At 68.5% G+C, this 18,671-nt stretch carries 20 protein-coding genes; 7 read left to right on the forward strand and 13 right to left on the reverse strand.

What is annotated here, in order from left to right:
* Positions 1-69: 69 nt before the first annotated feature.
* The 7 genes from VN461_10430 to VN461_10460 all read right to left on the reverse strand — a co-directional run bounded on the left by VN461_10430 (position 70) and on the right by VN461_10460 (position 6,449).
* Positions 70-1,716, reverse strand: coding sequence for a SpoIIE family protein phosphatase (locus VN461_10430; GenBank protein ID HXB55190.1), 1,647 nt, complete (start codon positions 1,714-1,716; stop codon positions 70-72).
* 42 nt (positions 1,717-1,758) lie between these two features.
* Entirely contained in the window at positions 1,759-2,712 is a 954-nt protein-coding gene (locus VN461_10435; protein ID HXB55191.1) for a VWA domain-containing protein, read from the reverse strand.
* Positions 2,709-3,293, reverse strand: coding sequence for a DUF4126 domain-containing protein (locus tag VN461_10440; GenBank protein HXB55192.1), 585 nt, complete (start codon positions 3,291-3,293; stop codon positions 2,709-2,711). Before VN461_10440 ends, VN461_10435 begins: the two co-directional genes overlap by 4 nt.
* 123 nt (positions 3,294-3,416) lie before the next feature.
* Complete coding sequence (locus VN461_10445) at positions 3,417-3,794, reverse strand: hypothetical protein (protein HXB55193.1); 378 nt, start codon at positions 3,792-3,794, stop codon at positions 3,417-3,419.
* Between the two features lie 50 nt (positions 3,795-3,844).
* The gene (locus VN461_10450) at positions 3,845-4,630 is read right to left on the reverse strand and encodes a hypothetical protein (protein ID HXB55194.1); all 786 of its coding nucleotides are present in this window, start codon (positions 4,628-4,630) and stop codon (positions 3,845-3,847) included.
* Positions 4,627-4,821 (reverse strand): hypothetical protein, encoded by a 195-nt coding sequence (locus tag VN461_10455; protein HXB55195.1) that lies wholly within the window; start codon positions 4,819-4,821, stop codon positions 4,627-4,629. The genes VN461_10450 and VN461_10455 overlap by 4 nt, the downstream gene beginning before the upstream one ends.
* The gene (locus tag VN461_10460) at positions 4,821-6,449 is read right to left on the reverse strand and encodes a DUF4388 domain-containing protein (protein HXB55196.1); all 1,629 of its coding nucleotides are present in this window, start codon (positions 6,447-6,449) and stop codon (positions 4,821-4,823) included. The genes VN461_10455 and VN461_10460 overlap by 1 nt, the downstream gene beginning before the upstream one ends.
* A 108-nt stretch (positions 6,450-6,557) precedes the next feature.
* Here VN461_10460 and VN461_10465 point away from each other — a divergent pair, with 108 nt between their 5' ends.
* Positions 6,558-6,896, forward strand: coding sequence for a PilZ domain-containing protein (locus VN461_10465; GenBank protein HXB55197.1), 339 nt, complete (start codon positions 6,558-6,560; stop codon positions 6,894-6,896).
* Positions 6,893-7,180, forward strand: coding sequence for a PilZ domain-containing protein (locus VN461_10470; GenBank protein ID HXB55198.1), 288 nt, complete (start codon positions 6,893-6,895; stop codon positions 7,178-7,180). Before VN461_10465 ends, VN461_10470 begins: the two co-directional genes overlap by 4 nt.
* A gap of 15 nt (positions 7,181-7,195) precedes the next feature.
* Here the strand turns inward: VN461_10470 and VN461_10475 are convergent, their stop codons facing one another.
* Genes VN461_10475 through lat form a run of 3 tightly spaced genes read right to left on the reverse strand, consistent with a single transcriptional unit; the run spans position 7,196 to position 9,832 of the window.
* On the reverse strand, positions 7,196-8,233 hold the full coding sequence (locus tag VN461_10475) for a dihydrodipicolinate reductase (GenBank protein ID HXB55199.1): 1,038 nt from the start codon (positions 8,231-8,233) through the stop codon (positions 7,196-7,198).
* Between the two features lie 34 nt (positions 8,234-8,267).
* On the reverse strand, positions 8,268-8,495 hold the full coding sequence (locus tag VN461_10480) for a hypothetical protein (GenBank protein HXB55200.1): 228 nt from the start codon (positions 8,493-8,495) through the stop codon (positions 8,268-8,270).
* A gap of 2 nt (positions 8,496-8,497) precedes the next feature.
* Complete coding sequence (lat, locus tag VN461_10485; protein ID HXB55201.1) at positions 8,498-9,832, reverse strand: L-lysine 6-transaminase; 1,335 nt, start codon at positions 9,830-9,832, stop codon at positions 8,498-8,500.
* 459 nt (positions 9,833-10,291) lie between these two features.
* Here lat and VN461_10490 point away from each other — a divergent pair, with 459 nt between their 5' ends.
* Positions 10,292-11,287, forward strand: a complete 996-nt coding sequence (locus tag VN461_10490) for a cyclic nucleotide-binding domain-containing protein (GenBank protein HXB55202.1) — start codon at positions 10,292-10,294, stop codon at positions 11,285-11,287.
* Here the strand turns inward: VN461_10490 and VN461_10495 are convergent, their stop codons facing one another.
* The gene (locus tag VN461_10495) at positions 11,288-11,788 is read right to left on the reverse strand and encodes a hypothetical protein (protein HXB55203.1); all 501 of its coding nucleotides are present in this window, start codon (positions 11,786-11,788) and stop codon (positions 11,288-11,290) included.
* Between the two features lie 331 nt (positions 11,789-12,119).
* Between VN461_10495 and VN461_10500 the strand changes: the two genes are divergently transcribed.
* The gene (locus VN461_10500) at positions 12,120-13,055 is read left to right on the forward strand and encodes a BadF/BadG/BcrA/BcrD ATPase family protein (protein HXB55204.1); all 936 of its coding nucleotides are present in this window, start codon (positions 12,120-12,122) and stop codon (positions 13,053-13,055) included.
* On the opposite strand, the gene VN461_10505 is transcribed toward VN461_10500, so the two are convergent.
* Together VN461_10505 and VN461_10510 are read right to left on the reverse strand one after the other, a co-directional pair.
* Positions 13,043-13,582 (reverse strand): ATP-binding protein, encoded by a 540-nt coding sequence (locus VN461_10505; protein HXB55205.1) that lies wholly within the window; start codon positions 13,580-13,582, stop codon positions 13,043-13,045. The genes VN461_10500 and VN461_10505 overlap by 13 nt on opposite strands.
* Entirely contained in the window at positions 13,579-14,250 is a 672-nt protein-coding gene (locus tag VN461_10510; GenBank protein HXB55206.1) for an HAD family phosphatase, read from the reverse strand. Before VN461_10510 ends, VN461_10505 begins: the two co-directional genes overlap by 4 nt.
* A 111-nt stretch (positions 14,251-14,361) precedes the next feature.
* Here VN461_10510 and sufB point away from each other — a divergent pair, with 111 nt between their 5' ends.
* The 3 genes from sufB (at position 14,362) to sufC (ending at position 18,669) form a co-directional block, all read left to right on the forward strand.
* Positions 14,362-15,810, forward strand: coding sequence for a Fe-S cluster assembly protein SufB (gene sufB / locus VN461_10515; protein ID HXB55207.1), 1,449 nt, complete (start codon positions 14,362-14,364; stop codon positions 15,808-15,810).
* A 244-nt stretch (positions 15,811-16,054) separates the two neighbouring features.
* Complete coding sequence (locus VN461_10520) at positions 16,055-17,698, forward strand: GYF domain-containing protein (protein HXB55208.1); 1,644 nt, start codon at positions 16,055-16,057, stop codon at positions 17,696-17,698.
* Between the two features lie 167 nt (positions 17,699-17,865).
* Positions 17,866-18,669, forward strand: coding sequence for a Fe-S cluster assembly ATPase SufC (gene sufC, locus VN461_10525; protein HXB55209.1), 804 nt, complete (start codon positions 17,866-17,868; stop codon positions 18,667-18,669).
* The last annotated feature ends 2 nt before the right edge of the window (positions 18,670-18,671 follow it).

Here is an 18,671-nt window from a genome sequence, read left to right on the forward strand (position 1 = left end):
GGGGTCCGATTAGAGTAGATATCACGGGGGGGGCAGGGTCAAGCCCGAACCCCGGGGCCAAGGGGGCGGTCAGTGCCGCTTGAGCACGATGAGGGTGCGGTCGTCGGTGGCCTTGGCCCCCGCCGCGAAGCGCTCGAGCTCCTTCAGGATCTCCTCCTGCAGGGTCGAGGCTTCGAGCCCGCGGCAGCGTTTGCACACCGCGGCCAGGCCCTCGTCCCCGAACTCTTCGCCCGTGGGGGCCCAGGTCTCGGTGACCCCGTCGGAGAAGATGACGAGGGTGTCCCCCGGGTGGAGCTCGACGCAGCCGTCGGCGTAAGGGACGCCTTCGAACAGGCCGAGCACCATCCCTCCCTCTTCCAGGGTCTCGAGCGTTCCGTCCGCGCGGATGAGGTGGGGGGGATTGTGGCCGGCGTTAACATAGCTCAAGCGGCCGCTGGGCGGGTCCAGGGAAGCCATGAAGAACGTCACGTATTTGTTGGAGGGGACGTTCTGGCAGACCGTGCGGTTGATGCGGGAGACCGCCTCCGAGAGGGTGGGCTCCGTCCAATGGCCGCGCACCGCGGCCCGGAGCACGGTCATGATGAGAGCCGCGCCCGTGCCCTTGCCGGACACGTCCCCCAGGGCCAGGAGCAGCCGGCCTTCTTCGACCGCGAAGTCGTAGTAGTCCCCCCCCACGGTGCGGCAGGGCGTGTTCGAGCCCACCAGCCCGTAACCGGGCACTGACGGGGCCCCCCGGGGAAGGAGCCCGTTCTGGATCTCCGCCGCCACCCGCATGTCCTCGTCCAGGCGGCGCTTCTCCAGGCTCTCCTCCAGCAGGCGGACGTTCTCGATCTTGGCCGCGGCCACGTTGGCAAGGGCGGTGAGGATCCGGACGTCCTCCTCGCTGAAGGAGTGGGAGCGCTGGAGCGAGTCCAGGTACACGAGGCCGATGACCGTGTCCGGGGCGTCGGAGGTGGATGTGAACCAGAGGGGCGCGCACATGGCGGAGCGGATGCCCGAGGAGAGGATGCTGACCTCGCTCCGGAAGCGGGCGTCCTCGAGCAGGTTGGGCACGAGCAGCGACACCTTGTCCTCCAGCACCCGCCGGGTGATGGAGCGGCTGATCTTGGCCAGGGTGTCCCCCTTGCGGCTGAGGGCGGCCTTGATCACGGGCAAAGGGGGCTCGCCCTGCAAGAGCACGATGGCCCCCCGCTCGGCGGGGATGGCCTCGAAGAGCAGCTTCAGCACCAGGTCGAAGAGCTCGCCCAGGGGGCGGTGGACCACGAGCGCGCCCGCGGCCTTGCTCAGGATGGCCAGCACGCGGTTCTGGCGCTTGAGCTCGGCGGGGTCGAAGGCAGGCTTGGTGTTGATGTCGGAGAGCTCCTTGACGGAGAAGACCCGCGTCCCCTCGAACTCGGACTCCTCCTCCTCCTCGAGCTCGGGAACGTCTCCGGCCAGGAAGGTGAGGACGTGCTCGCCCAGCGTGATCACGTCCCCCTCGCGCAGGCGCCGCTCCTCGCGCACGGGCTCCCCGTTCAGGAGGGTGCCGTTCTTGCTCTGCAGGTCGGCCAGGTAGAAGCCGTCCGGCTTCTCCACGATCTCCGCGTGGTGGCGGGAGAGCCACTGGTCGGGCAGGAAGATATCGCTCTCCCGCGAGCGGCCGATGGTCACCCGCGGCTTGGCCAGGGGGAACCGGTCCCGCGTGCCATCGGCGGTCTCGATCCCGAGCTCGGGCATCGGCGCCGATTCTACACCACGGCCGCTAGGGATCCCGCCGACTCAGGGAGGGGCGGTGGGGGGGGCGACGCGCCGGTGCTTGACCGCGTAGTAGCCCTTGCGCACGCGGACCTCGGCATCCTTGCGCGCGAGCCGCAGTTCGATGGTGCGCCAGGTTCCGTCGGGAAGCCGTTTGGGCGAGTAGGCGAGCAGATAGTGGTTCTTGAGCTCGTTCGAGATCTCGTTGAAGACCCGGATCAGGTCCCCCACCTTGTCGGGAAAGAAGAAGGCGCCCCCCGTCTCCTGGGCGATCTTGCGCAGGAAGCCGCGCGGGCTGCGGGCGAAGAGGCCGCTCTCCCCCTTGAACCCGACGCTGTAGACGGTGGCCTCCACCTCCCGCGCGTAGTCGATGACGTCCTGCTCTTTCAGCTGGCTGGTGGTGTCGGCGCCGTCGGTGAAGACGACCACCGCCTTGCGCCCGGGCTGGTCCTTGATGCGACCCAGGCTGTACTGGATGGCGTCGTAGAGGCTGGTGCCGCCCCAGGCCTGCAGGCCCTGGACGATGTTCTCCAGCCGGGAAGTGTCGCCCGTGAACTCCGTGCTCCCTTTGATCGTCTCGTTGAACTGGACGAGCAGGGCCCGGTCGACGTCGTCCAGCTTGTAAATGAGGCTCAAAGCAGCCTCTTGCAGGAAGGGGAGGGTACGGGTCATGCTCCCGCTGGTGTCCAGGACCAGGATCACGGAGAGGGGGATGCGCTCTCCCTCTCCGGAAGCCTCCCGGAAATAGGAGACCTCCTGACGCACGCCGTCCTCGTAGAGCTCCACGTCCTTGGGACCCAGCCCGCGGATCAGGTGGCCGCCCTTGTCGAACACCACCGCGGTCACGGAAACCACGTCCACATCCACCTCGAGGGTGAAGGGCTTGGGGGGCGGGCTTTGGGCTTGGGCGAGAAGCGGGCTCGCTCCAAGCAAGGTCGCGGCCGCGAGGGCGAGGCAGGAGGACGGGAAGCGCTTCACGCGCCGGGCACCGGGGGGCGGGCGAGGAGGCGCCGGCCGAGGAGGACGCCCGCCAGCACCAGGAGCATGACCACGGCGAGGGGGACGAGCACGGCGAGGCAGAAAAGAACGACCGTGATCACGTCCTCCCCGAGGCTCAGGAGGGGGTTGGCCAGGCCGCCCGTGAAGGCGGTGGAGGCCGCCCGCAGCCCGGCCTTGGCCGCGTGGGGCACGAGCGCGGCGGGGGCCCCGACCGCCGCCCCCAGGGCCAGGGCGGCCAGGGGGTCCGTGGTGTGCCCCAGGGCGGAGGCGGCCAAAAGAGCGCCCGCCCCCGCGCGCAGGGGTGTCGACAAGGCGTCGAGCCCGTGGTCCAGGGCGGGGATCTTATCGGCCAGGATCTCGATGAGGCTGGCCACGCCGAAGATAATCAGGGCCTTGTTCGAGGACACGAACTGAAAGGACGGTCCCAGGACCAGCCACCCCGCCCGCGAGAGCACGCCGGCCAGGAAGAGGGGCAAGAAGGTGCGGAGCCCGGCGCAGGCGGCGAGGGCGATGGCGAGCGCGACCGTCTGCAGCGTCTCCGCGACCGAAGCCACGTCCATGAATCGAGCGTAGGGCGGGGGTGGGGGAGTGTCAAGCAGCCCTGGGGGCAGCCGAGACTCCAGAAGCAAGCGAACCACGAGGCAACCCTGGCGGGGGCGGGCGCCTGCCGACCGCTCGGGGTCTCATGAAACGGGCTTGCTCTGGTCGCCGCGAACGGCCCCGCCCGGATCGACAGGGGGCGGCAGAGGACGGAAGACGCTGAAGACCGCTAAGGCGAGAAGAGCTGAGAGGCCGGTCACCGTGAAGGCGAGCGCTCGGCCATGCCAGAGCCCTGCGAGTCTCTCTCGAAGCTCGTAGGCCAGAACGTTGGCCTTGCCGCCGTACATCTCCATCTGCCGGAGATATACCTTCGAGTCCTCCGGCCCCGCACCGAGAGGATCGCCAGGTGGAGCGGCGGTGAAGTAGATGACGAGCGCGGCCGCACACCCGGCGAACAGGATTCCTCCGGCTACCTCCGTCCGCCGCGCCTCGATGAAGGTGGCAAGGTCCTTGAGTAGCAACGCGCCTGCTCCTCTCTCGGGTCGCCCACTGAAGAGTCGTTCACCTTGGGTCACTCCGCCTTCGCCACCATCCGGAAGGTGTCCACGTTCCTCATGTGCCGCTTGGAGAACTCCATCTTCCCGCGGTCCTGTTCGACCTTCACGAAGGTCGGGGCCTCCGCCTTGAGGTCCACCTCCAGGCTGGTCTCCGCCAAGTCGCGCCAAGCCGGCTCGGCCGTGGTCCCTTCGTTGGCTTGGTAGGCCAGGCGCAGGTGCCGCGGGGGCGGTGTCTGCGCGGGAAGATCGATCTCAAGCAAGATCCGTCCCGGCCGGGTCTCCGGCGGGCCCAGGCGGATCTTGGGGCTGGCCACCACGGCCAGGGTCTCGGGGGCGAAGGAGAAGGAGTTCACGATCGCGCCCGGGATATCAGGATCGAGGGTCGCGTCGACGTATGTGGCCACCGGCTTCTCGTCGAGGCGGACCTCCAGGCGGAGGCTGGGATCGTCGGGGGCGGCCTTGGGGTCCCAGGCCTGCCAGAACACGCCGCCCGTGATCACGACCACGAGCCGCAGGGGCGGGGGGGCCGGGGGCAGCGGAGCGGGGGTCGCGGGGGGCGCGTTCACGACCTCCTCCGTGCCGTCGTCCTTTATGATGCGCTCGATCTTCTCGCGGGGCACGATAAGGAGCCCGTAGGGGGTCTGGATCCGGATGCGCTTGGTGCCTTGGGCCACGATCTTGCCCGTCACGCGGTCCCCGTCCACGAGGACGAGCACCTCCGCCCTGAGTCCGGACGAGCAAAGGAGAAATGACGCGGCGAGAAGGATCGAGCGGGCACGGCGTCGCCTTAAGCCGCTCATGTCACCAGCCCGCAAGTCCGGCAGCGGACGCCCTCCCCACCCCCCACCCCCTTGAAGTACTCCTCGTAGCAGGCGGGATCGGTGCAAACCACGACCCCGCACTCGCATTCCCAGCCCAGGTCGGTAGGACTCGTGACCTCCCCCGCGCAGGCCCGGCAAAGCCGGCGGGGCTCCGCAGTGCTCTCCGCCATCAACTCTTCTTGAAGAATTTCTTGATGAGGCCTCCGGGGGGCTCCGGCTCCCCGACCTGGTCTCCCAGTTCGGCGCGGGCCTCCTCGTGGTCCGGTTTCAGCTCCAGGACCTTCTTGAACATGGAGACGGACCGGCTCTTGATCCCGCTGTTCTTGTAGATCCGCCCCAGCATGAGGAGGGCGTCCACGTTCTGGGCCTCGTCCTGCAGGACGGCCAGAAGGACCTCCTCCGCCCGCTTCACCCACTTCGGATTCTTGAGGTAGGCGCGGGCGAGAAGGACCCGGGCCCTCTGCCGGGACTTCCCCTGCACCACTCCCACCGCCGGCTCCAGGAGCTGGATCGCGTCCCAGTACTTTTCCTTCTCGATGTATTTCTCCGCCTGGCGGATCGATAGCTCCGCGGAGCGGGCCTCGGCCGCGGGGTCGGGTGGGGGCTCTGGGGCGGAGGGCGGGGGCGGGGGGCCGGGCGCGACGGGCCGGGGCGCGGAGCGGCCTAGCGTCTCTTCGTAGGAGGCCCGCGAGCGCGGATTGCGAAGCACCTCGTAAGCCTCGCCCAGCCGGATGAAGACGGCCTCGAGCTTGTCGCGCAGGTCGGCCAGGGCCGCGTCGTGGTGCACGTCGGGGTGGAACTGCTTGGCCAAGTGGAAATAGGCTTCCTTGACTTGGGCCTCGGTCGAGGCCCGGGGAATGCCCAGGATCTCGAAGTGGTTGCGGACCCGGAGGCCCTCGTAGGTCTCCATGATCTCCTGCCGACGGTGGGGGGCCGGCTTGCTGGCCACGGGGGGCGGGGGCGCCGGCGGGGGGGGTGGCGGAGCCACGCGCGCCGGCTCTGGCCGGGAGGCGGCGGGAGCTGGACTCGGTGCGGGGGGCGCGGGGGCGGGGGGCGCGGGGACCGCCTTGACCGGCCGCGCCTTCTTGGCGGGGCCCACTCCAAACTCGATGATGCCGGTGCAGAGCAGGCCAAACAGGCTCTTCTGGGTCTGCTCGGCGGGCATGGGAATGAGGAGGGTGATCTGGCGAGCGGTGAGCGTCCCGTCCACCCGGGAGAGCACGAAGCCGTCGCTCGGGGAGAGCGTGATCTTCTGGAAGCGGAGCAGGGGGTCGGTGGAAAGGGCGAGCACGCGGTCAATGTCGCCGAGGGCGTACCGCACGACATCGGGGTCGTGCACCTGCTGGACGGCCTCTAGGATCAGCTCTCCGGTGGAGAGCTTCAAGGTCAGATCCTCGTTCACCGGCTCTTCGGCCTCCTCTTCGAACCGGTAGGAGCCCTCGTGCCAGGAGAAGACCTTGGCCAGGATCTCGTGCACCTGGAAGGCCATGGCATCCTCCAGGCGACCCTGGTCCATGATCCCGAGCTCGATGAAGACCTGGCCCAGGCGCTTCTTCTCGCGCAGCACCACCTCGGTGGCGCGTGAGAGGTCCGCGGTGGTCAAGAGGCCCTTGCGGACGAGCACCTCGCCCAGATAATCCGCGGCCACGTTCGTCTGGGCGTTGACGATGGTTCCCCCGCGGAAGCGGACGCTGCGCAGTTCGCTCCCTTGGGTGAAATGAAGAAGGCCCGTCTTGCGGCCGACGTAAAGCTCCCTCAGCAGGCCGGGGAGCACACCCTCCGCCAGGGTTCCGTTCATGTCCAGAAAGTGCCTTCAAACCCCAGAATCACGGCAGTATAGCCCAGGGGGCCCCTTCTGTGCGCCCGCCCTTGACCTCCCCCTGAGCGCCCTCTATCATCCGCTCCAATGATCGACGACGACGAGCGTCGCCACTATCAGCGGCTGCGCCTGGACGGGCGGATGGTCGGGCGGGCCACCGTGCTCGCGGACTTCCGGGTAGCGGCCCTCTCCGAGACGGGGGCCACCCTGGAGATGGGGATCCCTCTCGCCATGGGCTCGTCCTGCGAACTCACCCTGAACCTCTCGCACGTGGCCGTCGATCTCAAGGCCCGGGTGGTGGACGTGCGCCTTCCCGAGGGCTCCGATGGCTCCTACGTGATCGGGGTGGACTTCGCCGGCGTCGATGCCCTGGACTTCGGTCTCCTCCAGTCGTTTCTGGAGCGGGAGCGGCGGAAGGAGTCGTGACCAAGCCCGCCCTGACCGGCCAGGCACGGGTCCAGGTCCCGGCCCGGCTGCTCGATCTCAGCGTGGGGGGGGCGCTCCTCGTCCAGCCCACGGCCTTGGAAGTGGGGGCCATCCACGATTTCGCGATCGAGCTCGAGGGGCAGACCCTCTGGGTGCAGGCCGAGGTCCGGCACTGCCGGGCCGCGGAGCGGGGGGCGGGGTATCAGATCGGCGTGGAGTTCGTGGGGGTCGAACCCCACGAACAGCGTCGGCTCAACGACTACCTGAAGAGCCACTCGAGCTGAGAGAAGCCCGGCCCCTCAGCGCTTCTTCTTGGGGAGGCTCTTCAGCTCCAGGACGTTGAAGCGGTGCACGAGGGGCAGGTCCTTCATGCTGAGCAACCCCGCCGGAGCCGCCATCAGCTTGGGGATGCTGTTCACGACGATGGCGGCGGTGGCGATGTCCCCCGCCACCCCTCCCGCGATGGTGCAGTCGATGGGGGGGGCGCCGTCCACGAGCACGTGGTCGCGCGGCGACTCCGCCCCCACGTACATCTGCAGGTCCAGGCTTATGGCCAATTCGCCGTTGCGATAGCCGCGCGCGGATTGCTTGATCCCGGCCGCCGCCCCCGCCGGCACCCGCAGGTAGTCGGTGTCGAGGTCGCGGGGGGCAATGGCCGGCTCCAGCGACTCCTCCACGCGTTCCAGCTTCCAGCCCAGGCCGGCCGCGATCATGTGCGCCGACTCCAGCAGGCCGACGTGGCGGACCGTTCCCTCAGTGAGGGCCCGGCGGAACTGACTGAGGTTCAGCCCCGCCCCCACCTTGCGCTGCAGGGGCAGACGGCGGGTTCCCGCGTCCACCACCCGCGTGACCGAGATCCGGTTCACGCGCGCGCAGGGTGCGGTGAGCATGAGAGCGAGGGCGTCCATGGAATAGCCGGGGTTCACGCCCGTGCCCAGCACCGACACTTTCTTCTTCCGGGCCAGGCGGTCCAGCTCGCGGAAAGAAGATTGGTGGGCGGGGGTGGGGAAGGCTAGCTCCTCGCAGGTGGTCACCACGTGCAGGCCGCGCTTCACGAGGGCCGCCACCTGCGGCTTCACGTCGCGCAGGGAGGAGGAGGTGCAGAGCACGGCCACGTCGCCCCGGACCCGACGCAGGAATCGCGCGGGATCGCCCTCGACCTTGATGCGCAGCCGACGGGGAAGCCCGAGCACCACCCCCAGATCCTTGCCCGCGTGCGCGGGGGACACGTCGGCCGCGGCCACGAGCTTGAGGCCCTCGGTCTCCAGGATCAGCCGGGCCACGCCCTGGCCGATGGATCCCAGCCCGCTCTGGACGACCCTCAGGACAGGAGGCATGAGCCTCGGTGTCCTGTCCGTCTTCCCTGTGCCCTCAGCGCTCCACCTCGAGGGTGTGCACTTCTTCCTCGGCCTCCGCCGCCATGATCACGGTCGAATGCACGGGAAGGAGGGTCGTGTAGCTTTTCCCCGAAGCCTCCAGCAGGACCTCGTAGAAGCCGTCGGGGGTCACCCGCACCAGCCGGCCCTTGGCGACCTTGGCTCCCAGCGTGTTGGCCAGGATCTCGCTGTAGATCCGGACCGCGGCTTCCGGCTCGATCATGGCTAAAGCTCCTTCAGGCTCTTGCGGACGATCTCGAGGGCGGTGTCCGCCTCCGCCCGGCTCAAGTTCAAGGGAGGGCGGAAGCGGATGGAGCGCACGCCGCAGGCTAAGAGCAACAGGCGGTTGTGGAGGATCGCCCGCCGGGCCTTGTTCCTGAGTTCCGGGGTGGGCAGGTCGAAGGCGATCATGAGGCCGAGGCCGCGCGCGTTGGACATGACCCCGCCCAGCTCCTCCTGCAGGCGGACCAGGCCCCGGAGGAGGTGATCGCCCACCACCCGGGCGTTCTCCACCAAATGGTCCTCTTCGATGACCTCCAGGTAGCGACCGAAGCGAATCATGTCCGTGAGGTTTCCGCCCCAGGTGGAGTTGATGCGGGAGGGGACCCGGAACACGTTCTGGGGCTCCTCGTCGACCCGCGGTCCGACCAGGCAGCCGCAGACCTGCGTCTTCTTTCCGAAGCAGAGGGCGTCCGGCTGGAGGCCGTAGTGCTCGTGGGCCCACAGGCGGCCCGTGATCCCGATCCCGGTCTGAACTTCGTCCACGATGAAGAAGACCTCGTGCTGCCGCGCCTTGGCCTCCAGAGCCTGCAGGAACTGGGGCCGGAAATGGTGGTCGCCGCCCTCGGCCTGGATGGGCTCGATGATGATGGCCGCGATGTCGTCGGGGTGGGCGGTGAATGCGGCCTCGATTTCATCGAGGGCTCGCTGCTCGGCCGCGACCACATCCCGCTCCACCTCGGGGGTGACCGGGAAGCGCAGCTTCGGGTTCTCGATCCGCGGCCAGGGGAACTTCGGGAAGTAGTCCGTCTTAACGGGGTCGGTGTTGGTGAGGGAGAGGGTGTAGCCGGTGCGACCGTGAAAGGCCTCGCGGAAATGGATGACCTGGCTGCCCTTTTCCCCCTTGATCCCCTTGGCCTGGTTGCGGCGGACCTTCCAGTCGAAGGCGGTTTTGAGCGCGTTCTCCACCCCGAGGGCTCCCCCCTCGATGAAGAAGGCATACTTCATGTAAGGCGGCATGGCGTGGCGTCCGAAGGCGTCCACGAACTGGGCGTACTCCACGCTGTAGACGTCCGCCAAGGAGGGCTTCAGCTGGGCCACCCGGTGCAGGGTGCGCAGGAAATCCGGGTGCTTCATCTTGGGATGGTTGTAGCCGATCGGGTTCGAGCCGAAGAAGGTCATGAAGTCCAGCTGCTCGGTCCCGGTGCGGGCGTCGTAGACCCAGGAGCCGTGGCTTCGCTCGTGGTCGAACACAATGTCGAGGCCGTCGGCCAGGAGGTACCGGGACAGGGTCCGGTGAACCTCCGCGGGTGCGATGAGGGTGAGACTCGAGGTCGTCATGGCGTTCCGAGCTCCGTCTGAGGGATGGTCCAGGGTCGGGGAGAAGGGGGGAGGCACACGACCATTGCCCCTATGTCATCCCTCGATCGTATTGCGACAAGAGCTCTCTATTCAGCAAATTAGCCACGCTTGCCCATCGACGGCCCTCCCGCGGAAGGCGCTCGCGGCGGCACATGGTAACACATCGGAGTCGGCGTCCTCGACGCTCCCTGAACGCTTCCCGTCCGCCCGAGAAGTCGGCAACTGATCACCCCTCGACGTGCTCTTTAGTCCGCCCCCGGGGGCCCAGCCCGCGTCCTGCTGGCGAGTCGAGGGCGCCATCGCCCTCCGGTTCGAGGCTAGGTCCGACCGCCGGGGATAGCGTGACTGCGGTCACACTCTTGCCGCCGGACGTCGGGTCGGGGTCAGTTCTTCCGCTGCTTCGGCGTCGCCCGGGCGCGGTATAATCACACTCTCCGCATGACAGCGCCCATAGATCCCGCCTTTCTCAAGAAGTCCGATCTGTTCGAGAACCAGCCGGAGGAGATCCTGCGGGCTGTGTTGTCCCAGGGGCGAGTGGTGGAATTCGGCCCCGGAGAGGAGGTTTTCCGCCAAGGCGACGAAGGAGACTGCCTCTTCATCGTCAAGACGGGAGTGCTCGAGATCTTGGCCACTCCCGCCGACGGCGCGGAGCCGTTGCCGGTGGCCTACCTGGGCACAGGGGAGGTGCTGGGGGAGCTGGCTCTCCTCACGGGGTCGCCGCGCACCGCGACCGCCCGGTCGCCGGAGCACGCCGAGCTGTTCACGCTCGAAAAGCCCGTGTTCCTGGATCTCATGGAGACATTGCCGGCCTTCTCCCGCAATCTGTGCCTGGTGCTGGCCAAGCGGCTGGAGGCCACGACCCTGAAGGTGCCCAACGCCTCCGGAAAGCAGCTCCAGGGCACCCTGAAGTTCTTCGACCTGGCCACCGTCATCCAGACCCTCATCGGTTCGCACCAGACCGGCAACCTGGTGGTGACCCAGGAGGCGGGCAAGCACAAGATCGCCGAGCTCTTCTTCTTCAAGGGGAACATCGCCCGGGCCAAGTTCAAGCACTTGACCGGCGACGACGCGGTCTTCCAGCTCTTTCAGAGCGCCTTCGAAGGGGAGTTCTCGTTCAGCGGACGCACCGTGAACGAGGAGGAGGTCCAGACCGACATCACCCTCCCCGCCATCTCGCTCCTCATGGAGTCCGTCCGCCTCCAGGACGAGCTGCCCCTGCTCAAGGAGCGCCTCCCCGACCCCGAGAGGGTGTACCGCCAGAAGGCGGTTCAGCTGCAGTGGGAGGAGCCGGATACGGTGGAGCTCGCGGCCACGGTCTGGGCGCGTCTGAAGAAGGGAGCCTCGGTCGCGGACCTGCAGCGCGACATCCCGCGGTCCTCGTACTTTATCTACCGGACGGTCAGCACCCTGCTCGACGGCGGCCAGATCGAGTAGTCAGAGCCGGCTCGTCTCCCGGATCTGCTGCCGCAGGCGCTGGCTCTCCTCGTCCGCCGCTTCGATCTCCGCGGAGAGGCGGGTGATCTGCTGGCGCTTGGCCAGGAAGAAGTAGTTGATCGCCTCCAGAATGACTCCGCTCACGATGGCGATGGCGATGGCCTTGGCCAGCAGCGACCCGCTCCAGGGCTGCTCGTTGCGCGCGACCTGCCAGAGAGCGTAGACCACACCCACCCCGAAGCCGTTGACGCCGACGCCGAAGCTCCCGCGGGCCACGCGGAGGTCGGCTTCCAGCCGGTCCACCATCTGCTCGTTGGCGCGCAGGGCGTCGTGCAGGGGCGTGACATCCGCCAGGACCAGCCGCACGACATCGCCCCGGCTGACCTTGTGCTGGGTGCCGCAGCCCCCGCACTTGATGTGATCGCCGTGGGCGTAGCTGGCGGGGACGAGCACGTCCGAGCGGCAATGAACGCATCGGGCCTTCGGTACGTCGCTTCCCATCGCTATCTCCCGCCCCCTGGGGGGCGCTGCGATCCGAGGCCGCCAGTGGAGAGCGTAACAGAAGCGCCCCCGCCCACTCAAGGCTTAGCCCCCTCGAGCCCCCCGCTTCCCCCATTCGGGGCCCAGGGGTCGGAGCCGGCGGTGTCGCTCCTCGGCGGGGCTGATGTCTTACCCTCGTGGGCGGCACCCCGTTCCGGGGCGAGTCGCGGTGCTATGGTAGTAGCCCGGGGCGCGGAGCCGGGTCCCGTCTCCTTCGGCCGCCTCGGCTCGGGAGCCACCCGGCCCCGGGGGGTCGCGTCAAGTCATGCGGCCCTGAACGCGGGCAAGCACCATGCACGTCCTGGGCATCGACGCGGGCGGAACCAAGACCGTCGGCTACCTGGCCGGCGAGGACGGCACCGTCCTCGCCGAAGCGCGCGGGGCCGGGGCCAACCTCCAGGTGGCGGGGGAGAAGGGGGCGGAGACGGTGCTCCGGGCGGTCATGGAGCAGGCCCTGAGGGGCGCGGTCCCACCCGACGCCATCTGCCTGGGCATGGCGGGTGCGGACCGGGAGACCGACAGTCGGGTGGTGCGCGGGATCCTCCGCCGCATCGGGGGCAACGCCCGCACGCTCCTGGTGAACGACGCCTTGCTCGCCCTGGTGGCGGGCGTCGAGGATGGGCCCGGCATCGTCATCATCTGCGGCACGGGATCCATCGCCTACGGTCGCAGCGCGCGGGGGGTGGCGGCCCGTTCCGGGGGGTGGGGTCACCTCCTGGGCGACGAGGGGAGCGGCTATTGGATCGGGCTCCGGGCCCTGCGGGCGGTGGCGCGGGCAGCCGATGGCCGGGGTCCGGCTACGAGGCTGACCGCGCGGCTGCAGGCGCACTTCGGGGTCCAGAAGCCCTCCGACCTCATCCCCGCGGTCTACGAACGCAAGCGGACCCTCCCCGCGGTGGCGGCCCTCTCCGTCCACGTGGAGGCGGAGCGCGCCGCGGGCGACGCGGTCGCGGCCGCGATCCTGGAGGAGGCGGTCGACGAGCTCGTGGCCGCCGCTTCGTCCGTGACCGCCCGGCTCGGCATGCAGGAAGAGTCGTTCGCGTTCATCCTGGCCGGCGGCGTGTTCGCGGGCGTGCCTTGGCTCGGGGATCAGCTGAGCCGGCGCCTGCCAAAGGTCGCCCGACGCTCCACCGTGAGCCGCCTTCCGGTGGAACCGGCCCTAGGGGCGGTGCGTCTCGCCCTGGCCGAGGCGCGGGGGGGCGCCAAAGTGCCGCCCTACCTGGAGTAGGACCGCACCTTCTTCTCGAGGCGGACGACCGCGCCGCCCTGCCTCGGGAAGGAGAACGAGACCCGGTCCGTGAAGCGGCGCATGTAGAAGATGCCCCGCCCGCAGCCCTTGACCACGTTCTCCGGGGCCCGGGGGTCGGGAAGGCGAGAGGGGTCGAAGCCGGGGCCACGGTCGCGCACCGTCATCACCAGCACCCCTCTCCGGGCGAGGCGGAGGGCGACCCAGGCGGCGCCCCGGCCGTGGTGCAGGGCGTTGACGATGGCCTCGCGGAGGGCCACACCGAGGAAATGCGCGCCGTCGGGGTCGAGCCCTCCGAAACGGGCCAGACGAACGGCGAGCGCCTCGATGCGGTCCAGGGTGGACTCGCAGTGGGGTCCGTCGTTGATCTCGAGCTGCCCAGGGTCCTCCCGGCTGATCGGGCCCACCCCTGCGTTTCCTGGCTCTGGACGATACCCCATCCCGAAGGGAGTGACGGCCGCCACGGGCCCGGTGTTCCCCGAAACCTGGGCCTGCGTGTCCGGGATCACCGGCCCCGGAGGAGGTCCTCGAAGGTCGCGGCGGGCAGCGCGTCCAGCGTCGGCGCTACCACGTCCGCGACCAGGGCCGAGAAATGGGGGGATAGCACCCCCACCGACCTCATTCCCGCCCGCCGCGCGGCCTCGAGGCCGGCCGGGGCATCCTCGACCACCACGCACCGGCGGGGCGGGACGTCGACCCGCGCGGCCGCGGTCAGGAAGATCGAGGGGTCCGGTTTACCCCGCTCTATGTCCCCCGCCGTCACCACCGCGTCGAGGAAGCGGCCGATGTCGACCGCGCGCAGGACCGCCTCGACGTTTTTGGGCGGGGAGGAGGTGGCCAGGGCCTGCCGCCAGCCCTCCTTCTGGAGCCGGGCCAGCCAATCCCCCGCTCCCGGCCGCAGCTTGAGGCCGTCCTGGAGGAGCCGCGCTCGGTAGCGCTGCTCCTTCTCCTCGCCGATGCGCTGGATCTCGCTTGGGGGGAGATCGGGCCCGAACCAGCGGCGGAGGATCGTGTCGTTCAACTGGCCGAACGAGGCGGCAAAGGCCTCTGGGGTCAGGTCCCGGCCCTCGGCCGCCATCGTGTCCTGCCAGGCTTGCCAATGGTGGTCCCCGGAGTCGATGAGCGTTCCGTCCAGGTCCCACAAAACGGCGGAGAGGTCGCCCCGAGGTGACTGCATCCCTTCATTATCTGGGAGCTCTGGCTTTGGCCCTAAGCGGGGGGCTGGGTCCCACAAAACTTGATCTTTTAGTAAAGATTAACTATCCTTTGGGTGTAGGCAGGCGGAAACATGAGCACAGAAGCCAAGACCGTCGAGGAGATCACCGGCGGGGAGTACCGAGCGGGGTTCATCACCGATATCGAGTCGGAATCCGCCCCCCCCGGCCTCAACGAGGACATCATCCGGCTGATCTCCGCCAAGAAGAATGAGCCGCCGTTCCTGCTCGAATCTCGGCTGAAGGCGTACCGGCACTGGCTGACCATGACCGAGCCGACCTGGGCCCACGTGCGGTACGCCCCCATCGACTACCAGAGCATCGTCTACTACTCCGCCCCCAAGCAAAAGAAGAGCGGGCCCCGAAGCCTGGAGGAAGTGGACCCCAAGCTGCTCGAGACCTACGAGAAGCTGGGCATCCCCCTCCGCGAGCGCGAGAAGCTGGCGGGGGTGGCGGTGGACGCGGTCTTCGACAGCGTTTCCGTGGCCACCACCTTCCGCGAGAAGCTGGCCGCGGTGGGCGTGATCTTCTGTTCGTTCTCGGAGGCGGTCCAGAACCACCCCGACCTGGTCGAGAAATATCTGGGCTCGGTGGTTCCCTACACCGACAACTTCTTCGCCACCCTGAACTCGGCCGTCTTCTCCGATGGCTCATTCTGTTACATCCCCAAGGGCGTTCGTTGTCCCATGGAGCTCTCCACCTACTTCCGCATTAACGCCGCCAACACCGGCCAGTTCGAGCGCACGCTGATCGTGGCCGAGGAGGGCTCCTACGTCAGTTACCTGGAGGGCTGCACGGCGCCCATCCGGGACGAGAACCAGCTCCACGCGGCGGTGGTCGAGCTCGTGGCCCACGACAACGCCCAGATCAAGTACTCCACCGTCCAGAACTGGTACCCGGGGGACAAGGACGGCAAGGGCGGGATCTACAACTTCGTGACCAAGCGGGGCAAGTGTCTGGGGGTCAATTCGAAGATCTCTTGGACCCAGGTGGAGACCGGCTCCGCCATCACCTGGAAGTACCCCAGCTGCATCCTGCAGGGCGACAACTCGGTGGGGGAGTTCTACTCCGTGGCCGTGACCAACAACCACCAGCAGGCCGACACCGGCACCAAGATGATCCACATCGGGAAGAACACGCGGAGCACGATCGTCTCCAAGGGCATCTCCGCCGGCTATGGCCAGAACAGCTACCGCGGGCTGGTCAAGATCGGCAAGGGGGCGGACCACGCCCGCAACTATTCGCAGTGCGACTCCCTCCTCCTCGGGAGCCGGTGCGGGGCCCACACCTTCCCCTATATCGAGGTCCTGAACTCCACCGCCCAGATGGAGCACGAGGCCTCGACCTCCAAGATCGGCGAGGACCAGCTCTTCTACTTCCAGCAGCGGGGCATCTCCGCCGAGGATGCGGTCAGCATGATCGTGAACGGCTTCTGCAAGGAGGTCTTCAAGGAGCTCCCCATGGAGTTCGCGGTGGAGGCCCAGAAGCTGCTCGGGGTCAGCCTGGAGGGCAGCGTCGGCTGAGCTCGGGCCTCCGCTTGGGCCGTCCCTCGGCAACCGGGAGTGGCCCTGCCCCCCTCGGGAAAACCCTCACCCGCCCCCGGAGAGATCCGAAAAGCCTCGCCCAAACGCCGGCCGTTCACAAGACGGCTACCCCGGCGTATACTCAACCCGCTGAATCCGTTCCAGGGTGGCGGCGGGCAAGGCGCGGCCGGTGTGGCGTCCCGGCCGAGTGGCTGAGGCGGCTTGCGAGGCGAGGGCGTTCCCCATGGCCCGTGGCTACAAGGTGCGACTCGGCGACGGCAGCGAGATCGGGCCCCTGGACCTGTCCGCGGTCCGGGAGTGGTACCAGAAGGGGTTAATCAACCGGAAGAGCGCGGTCCTCACTCCGGGGTCCAAGCGCTGGACCACCCTGGCCGAGGTCGCGGAGCTCAAGGACCTGGGCGGGGCAGCCAAGAGCCAGAGCTCTGCCGCGCTCCGCGCGGCCGTGGAGGAGGCCACCCAGTCGTCGAGCCCGACCTCCGGGCGTGCGCGGCCCCGCGACGAGGAATGGAGCGGCGCCTCGGGTTTGGCCGGGCTCGGGGACCGTTGGCGAACGCTGGTAGCGGCCCTCTTGCTCTTCGCGGCCGCGGCCGGGGTCGGCCTCGTCGCCTGGAGGCCCCAGAGTGTTCTCCCTGAGTTCGAGGGGCTTCCCTGGACGGAGTCGGCCCTGGTGCTCCTCGTCTTTGGGCTCTGTCTGGTCAAGGGCTGGGAGTGGGGCCGCAAGCTCGTCCGCTTCGCGGTCCTCCTCATTGCCGTGGGCATGTTCCCCCTCATGGGCATCCTCGTCGCCCAGGGAGTGAGGGGCCCCGCGCTCCTGGCTGCCGTCTCGGCCTGGGTCGTCTTCTCCGGCCTGTTCGCCCTCCTCACGGGAGCCGACGTGGCCTGGCCCAAGGCGGTCCTGGCCATCCTGGTGGTGCTCGCGGGCGGAACCGGTCTTGTCTATTTCGGCTATGCCCCGGAGACGGAGGAGCGCCGCCAGGTGCGCGAGTGGGTAGCGCCCGACCGGGCGTTCACGGACGACGGACTCGGCGTCTCCTTCCAAGTGCCGCCCGGCTGGCGCATGCTGAAGAAGGACAACCCGCTCGTGGCCGCCCCCCCCGAGGCGAAGCTGACCCTGGCCCAGCCCCGGCTGGGCGGTTTCGGATTCTTCCTCGCCGAGTCCTCCCCGAGCGGCGTCGCCTCCCTCGACCAGTACCTGAATCGCGTCTTGGCCGCCCACCGCCGGACCGTGCCCTCGCTTCGCGAGGCCAGCCGCTCCGACGTGGCGGTGGGCCGGCTGAGTGGGCGCAAGGCGGTGGAAACCTGGGACAAGGAGGGCACGCGTTACGCGGAGGAGGCCGCGGTCTGGAAGGACGGCTGGGTTTACTTCGCGCTCGTGGAATGGCTTCCGGAGGGCGCCTCGTCCCCGGATCACGAGCTGGACGTCCTGCTCGCGGCCTTCCAGACCAACGGCGTGCTCGCGGAGAAGCTGAAACAGGCCGTCCAGAACGTGATCCTGGCCGTGCCCCACCTCTCTCCGACCGCGGCCGAGATGCTCATGGGCCAGAGCCAAGCCCGGGTGCTGGAGCCGGACCAGGCTTTCCGCCGAGCCCTGGATGCCGCGGCGCGCGCCCTGCCCACCTGGAGCAAGGACGACACCCAGGACTTCGCCCAGATCACGGCCGCCACCTACGCCGCCCTCTCACCCCAGGAACGCAACCGGCTGGCCGCCTATGTGGAGCGCGTCCGCGGCCGCCAGCTCACGAGCTCCGAGGACGACCGCGAGATGAGTCGGCTCATGAAGGCGGCGGTGCTGCGTCTCTCCCCCGCCAAGCGCGAGCGGTTGCAGGCTCTCTACGAGCAGGCCATTCGCTCCGCCCCGGGCGGGTAAAGGGGAAGCAGCACCTTCGCTGGCTCTCGTTCCCCTAGCCTCTACGTCCCTGAAGGCCGTCCGCTTCACCCTGGGACCAGTAGATCCAAACTCTGGGCTAAGTCGAACTGTAGCCGCATCTTCCTAACATTGACTTTTTGGTATGGATTGACTATTATGACGCCATCATGCTTGAGATCAAGGACCTACATGCAAGTGTGGGGGACCGCGAGATCCTCCGCGGTCTGGACCTGTCCGTCAAGGCGGGAGAGGTCCACGCCATCATGGGCCCGAACGGCTCCGGCAAGAGCACGCTCGCCTACGTCCTGGCCGGCCGGCCGGGCTACACCGTCACCTCCGGGAGCGTCCTCTACCGAGGGCGCGACCTGCTCGCGCTCACCCCCGAGGAGCGGGCCCGGGAGGGCGTGTTCCTCGCCTTCCAGTATCCGGTCGAGATACCAGGCGTCAGCAATGTCTACTTCCTGAAGGCGGCCGTGAACGCGGTCCGCAAGCACCGCGGCTTGCCGGAGCTGGACGCCATGGATTTCCTCAACATGGTCAAGGAGAGGTCCAAGATCGTGGAGATCGACGAGGCGCTCGTGAAGCGGCCCGTCAACGAGGGCTTCTCCGGGGGCGAGAAGAAGCGGAACGAGATCTTCCAGATGGCGATCCTGGACCCCGTCCTCGCCGTCCTCGACGAGACCGATTCCGGGCTCGACATCGACGCCCTCCGGATCGTGGCCAGCGGCGTCAACCGCCTCCGCAACCCGGAGCGGGCCATGATCGTGGTCACCCACTACCAGCGCCTGCTCGAGTACGTGGTCCCAGACTTCGTCCACGTCCTCGTAGACGGGCGCATTGCGAAGTCGGGAGGCAAGGAGATGGCCCTGGAGCTCGAGGAAAGGGGCTACGCCTGGCTCGAGAAGGAGCCCCCGCCCAGCGGAGCGGCTCTTAGCTCCCCCGCGGTGGCGGGGCCAGGACGCTCGGTGTGAAG

The organism is Vicinamibacteria bacterium, from assembly GCA_035570235.1.
Lineage (GTDB): Bacteria > Acidobacteriota > Vicinamibacteria > Fen-336 > Fen-336 > DATMML01.

What these genes read in the sequence shown, in the direction of transcription:
- VN461_10430 (HXB55190.1), bottom strand. Translation starts at nt 1,716, where the DNA reads ATGCCCGAGCTCGGGATCGAGACCGCCGATGGCACGCGGGACCGGTTC.
- VN461_10440 (HXB55192.1), bottom strand. Translation starts at nt 3,293, where the DNA reads ATGGACGTGGCTTCGGTCGCGGAGACGCTGCAGACGGTCGCGCTCGCC.
- VN461_10450 (HXB55194.1), bottom strand. Translation starts at nt 4,630, where the DNA reads ATGAGCGGCTTAAGGCGACGCCGTGCCCGCTCGATCCTTCTCGCCGCG.
- VN461_10455 (HXB55195.1), bottom strand. Translation starts at nt 4,821, where the DNA reads ATGGCGGAGAGCACTGCGGAGCCCCGCCGGCTTTGCCGGGCCTGCGCG.
- VN461_10460 (HXB55196.1), bottom strand. Translation starts at nt 6,449, where the DNA reads ATGAACGGAACCCTGGCGGAGGGTGTGCTCCCCGGCCTGCTGAGGGAG.
- VN461_10465 (HXB55197.1), top strand. Translation starts at nt 6,558, where the DNA reads ATGATCGACGACGACGAGCGTCGCCACTATCAGCGGCTGCGCCTGGAC.
- VN461_10475 (HXB55199.1), bottom strand. Translation starts at nt 8,233, where the DNA reads ATGCCTCCTGTCCTGAGGGTCGTCCAGAGCGGGCTGGGATCCATCGGC.
- VN461_10480 (HXB55200.1), bottom strand. Translation starts at nt 8,495, where the DNA reads ATGATCGAGCCGGAAGCCGCGGTCCGGATCTACAGCGAGATCCTGGCC.
- lat (HXB55201.1), bottom strand. Translation starts at nt 9,832, where the DNA reads ATGACGACCTCGAGTCTCACCCTCATCGCACCCGCGGAGGTTCACCGG.
- VN461_10490 (HXB55202.1), top strand. Translation starts at nt 10,292, where the DNA reads ATGACAGCGCCCATAGATCCCGCCTTTCTCAAGAAGTCCGATCTGTTC.
- VN461_10495 (HXB55203.1), bottom strand. Translation starts at nt 11,788, where the DNA reads ATGGGAAGCGACGTACCGAAGGCCCGATGCGTTCATTGCCGCTCGGAC.
- VN461_10500 (HXB55204.1), top strand. Translation starts at nt 12,120, where the DNA reads ATGCACGTCCTGGGCATCGACGCGGGCGGAACCAAGACCGTCGGCTAC.
- VN461_10510 (HXB55206.1), bottom strand. Translation starts at nt 14,250, where the DNA reads ATGCAGTCACCTCGGGGCGACCTCTCCGCCGTTTTGTGGGACCTGGAC.
- sufB (HXB55207.1), top strand. Translation starts at nt 14,362, where the DNA reads ATGAGCACAGAAGCCAAGACCGTCGAGGAGATCACCGGCGGGGAGTAC.
- VN461_10520 (HXB55208.1), top strand. Translation starts at nt 16,055, where the DNA reads ATGGCCCGTGGCTACAAGGTGCGACTCGGCGACGGCAGCGAGATCGGG.
- sufC (HXB55209.1), top strand. Translation starts at nt 17,866, where the DNA reads ATGCTTGAGATCAAGGACCTACATGCAAGTGTGGGGGACCGCGAGATC.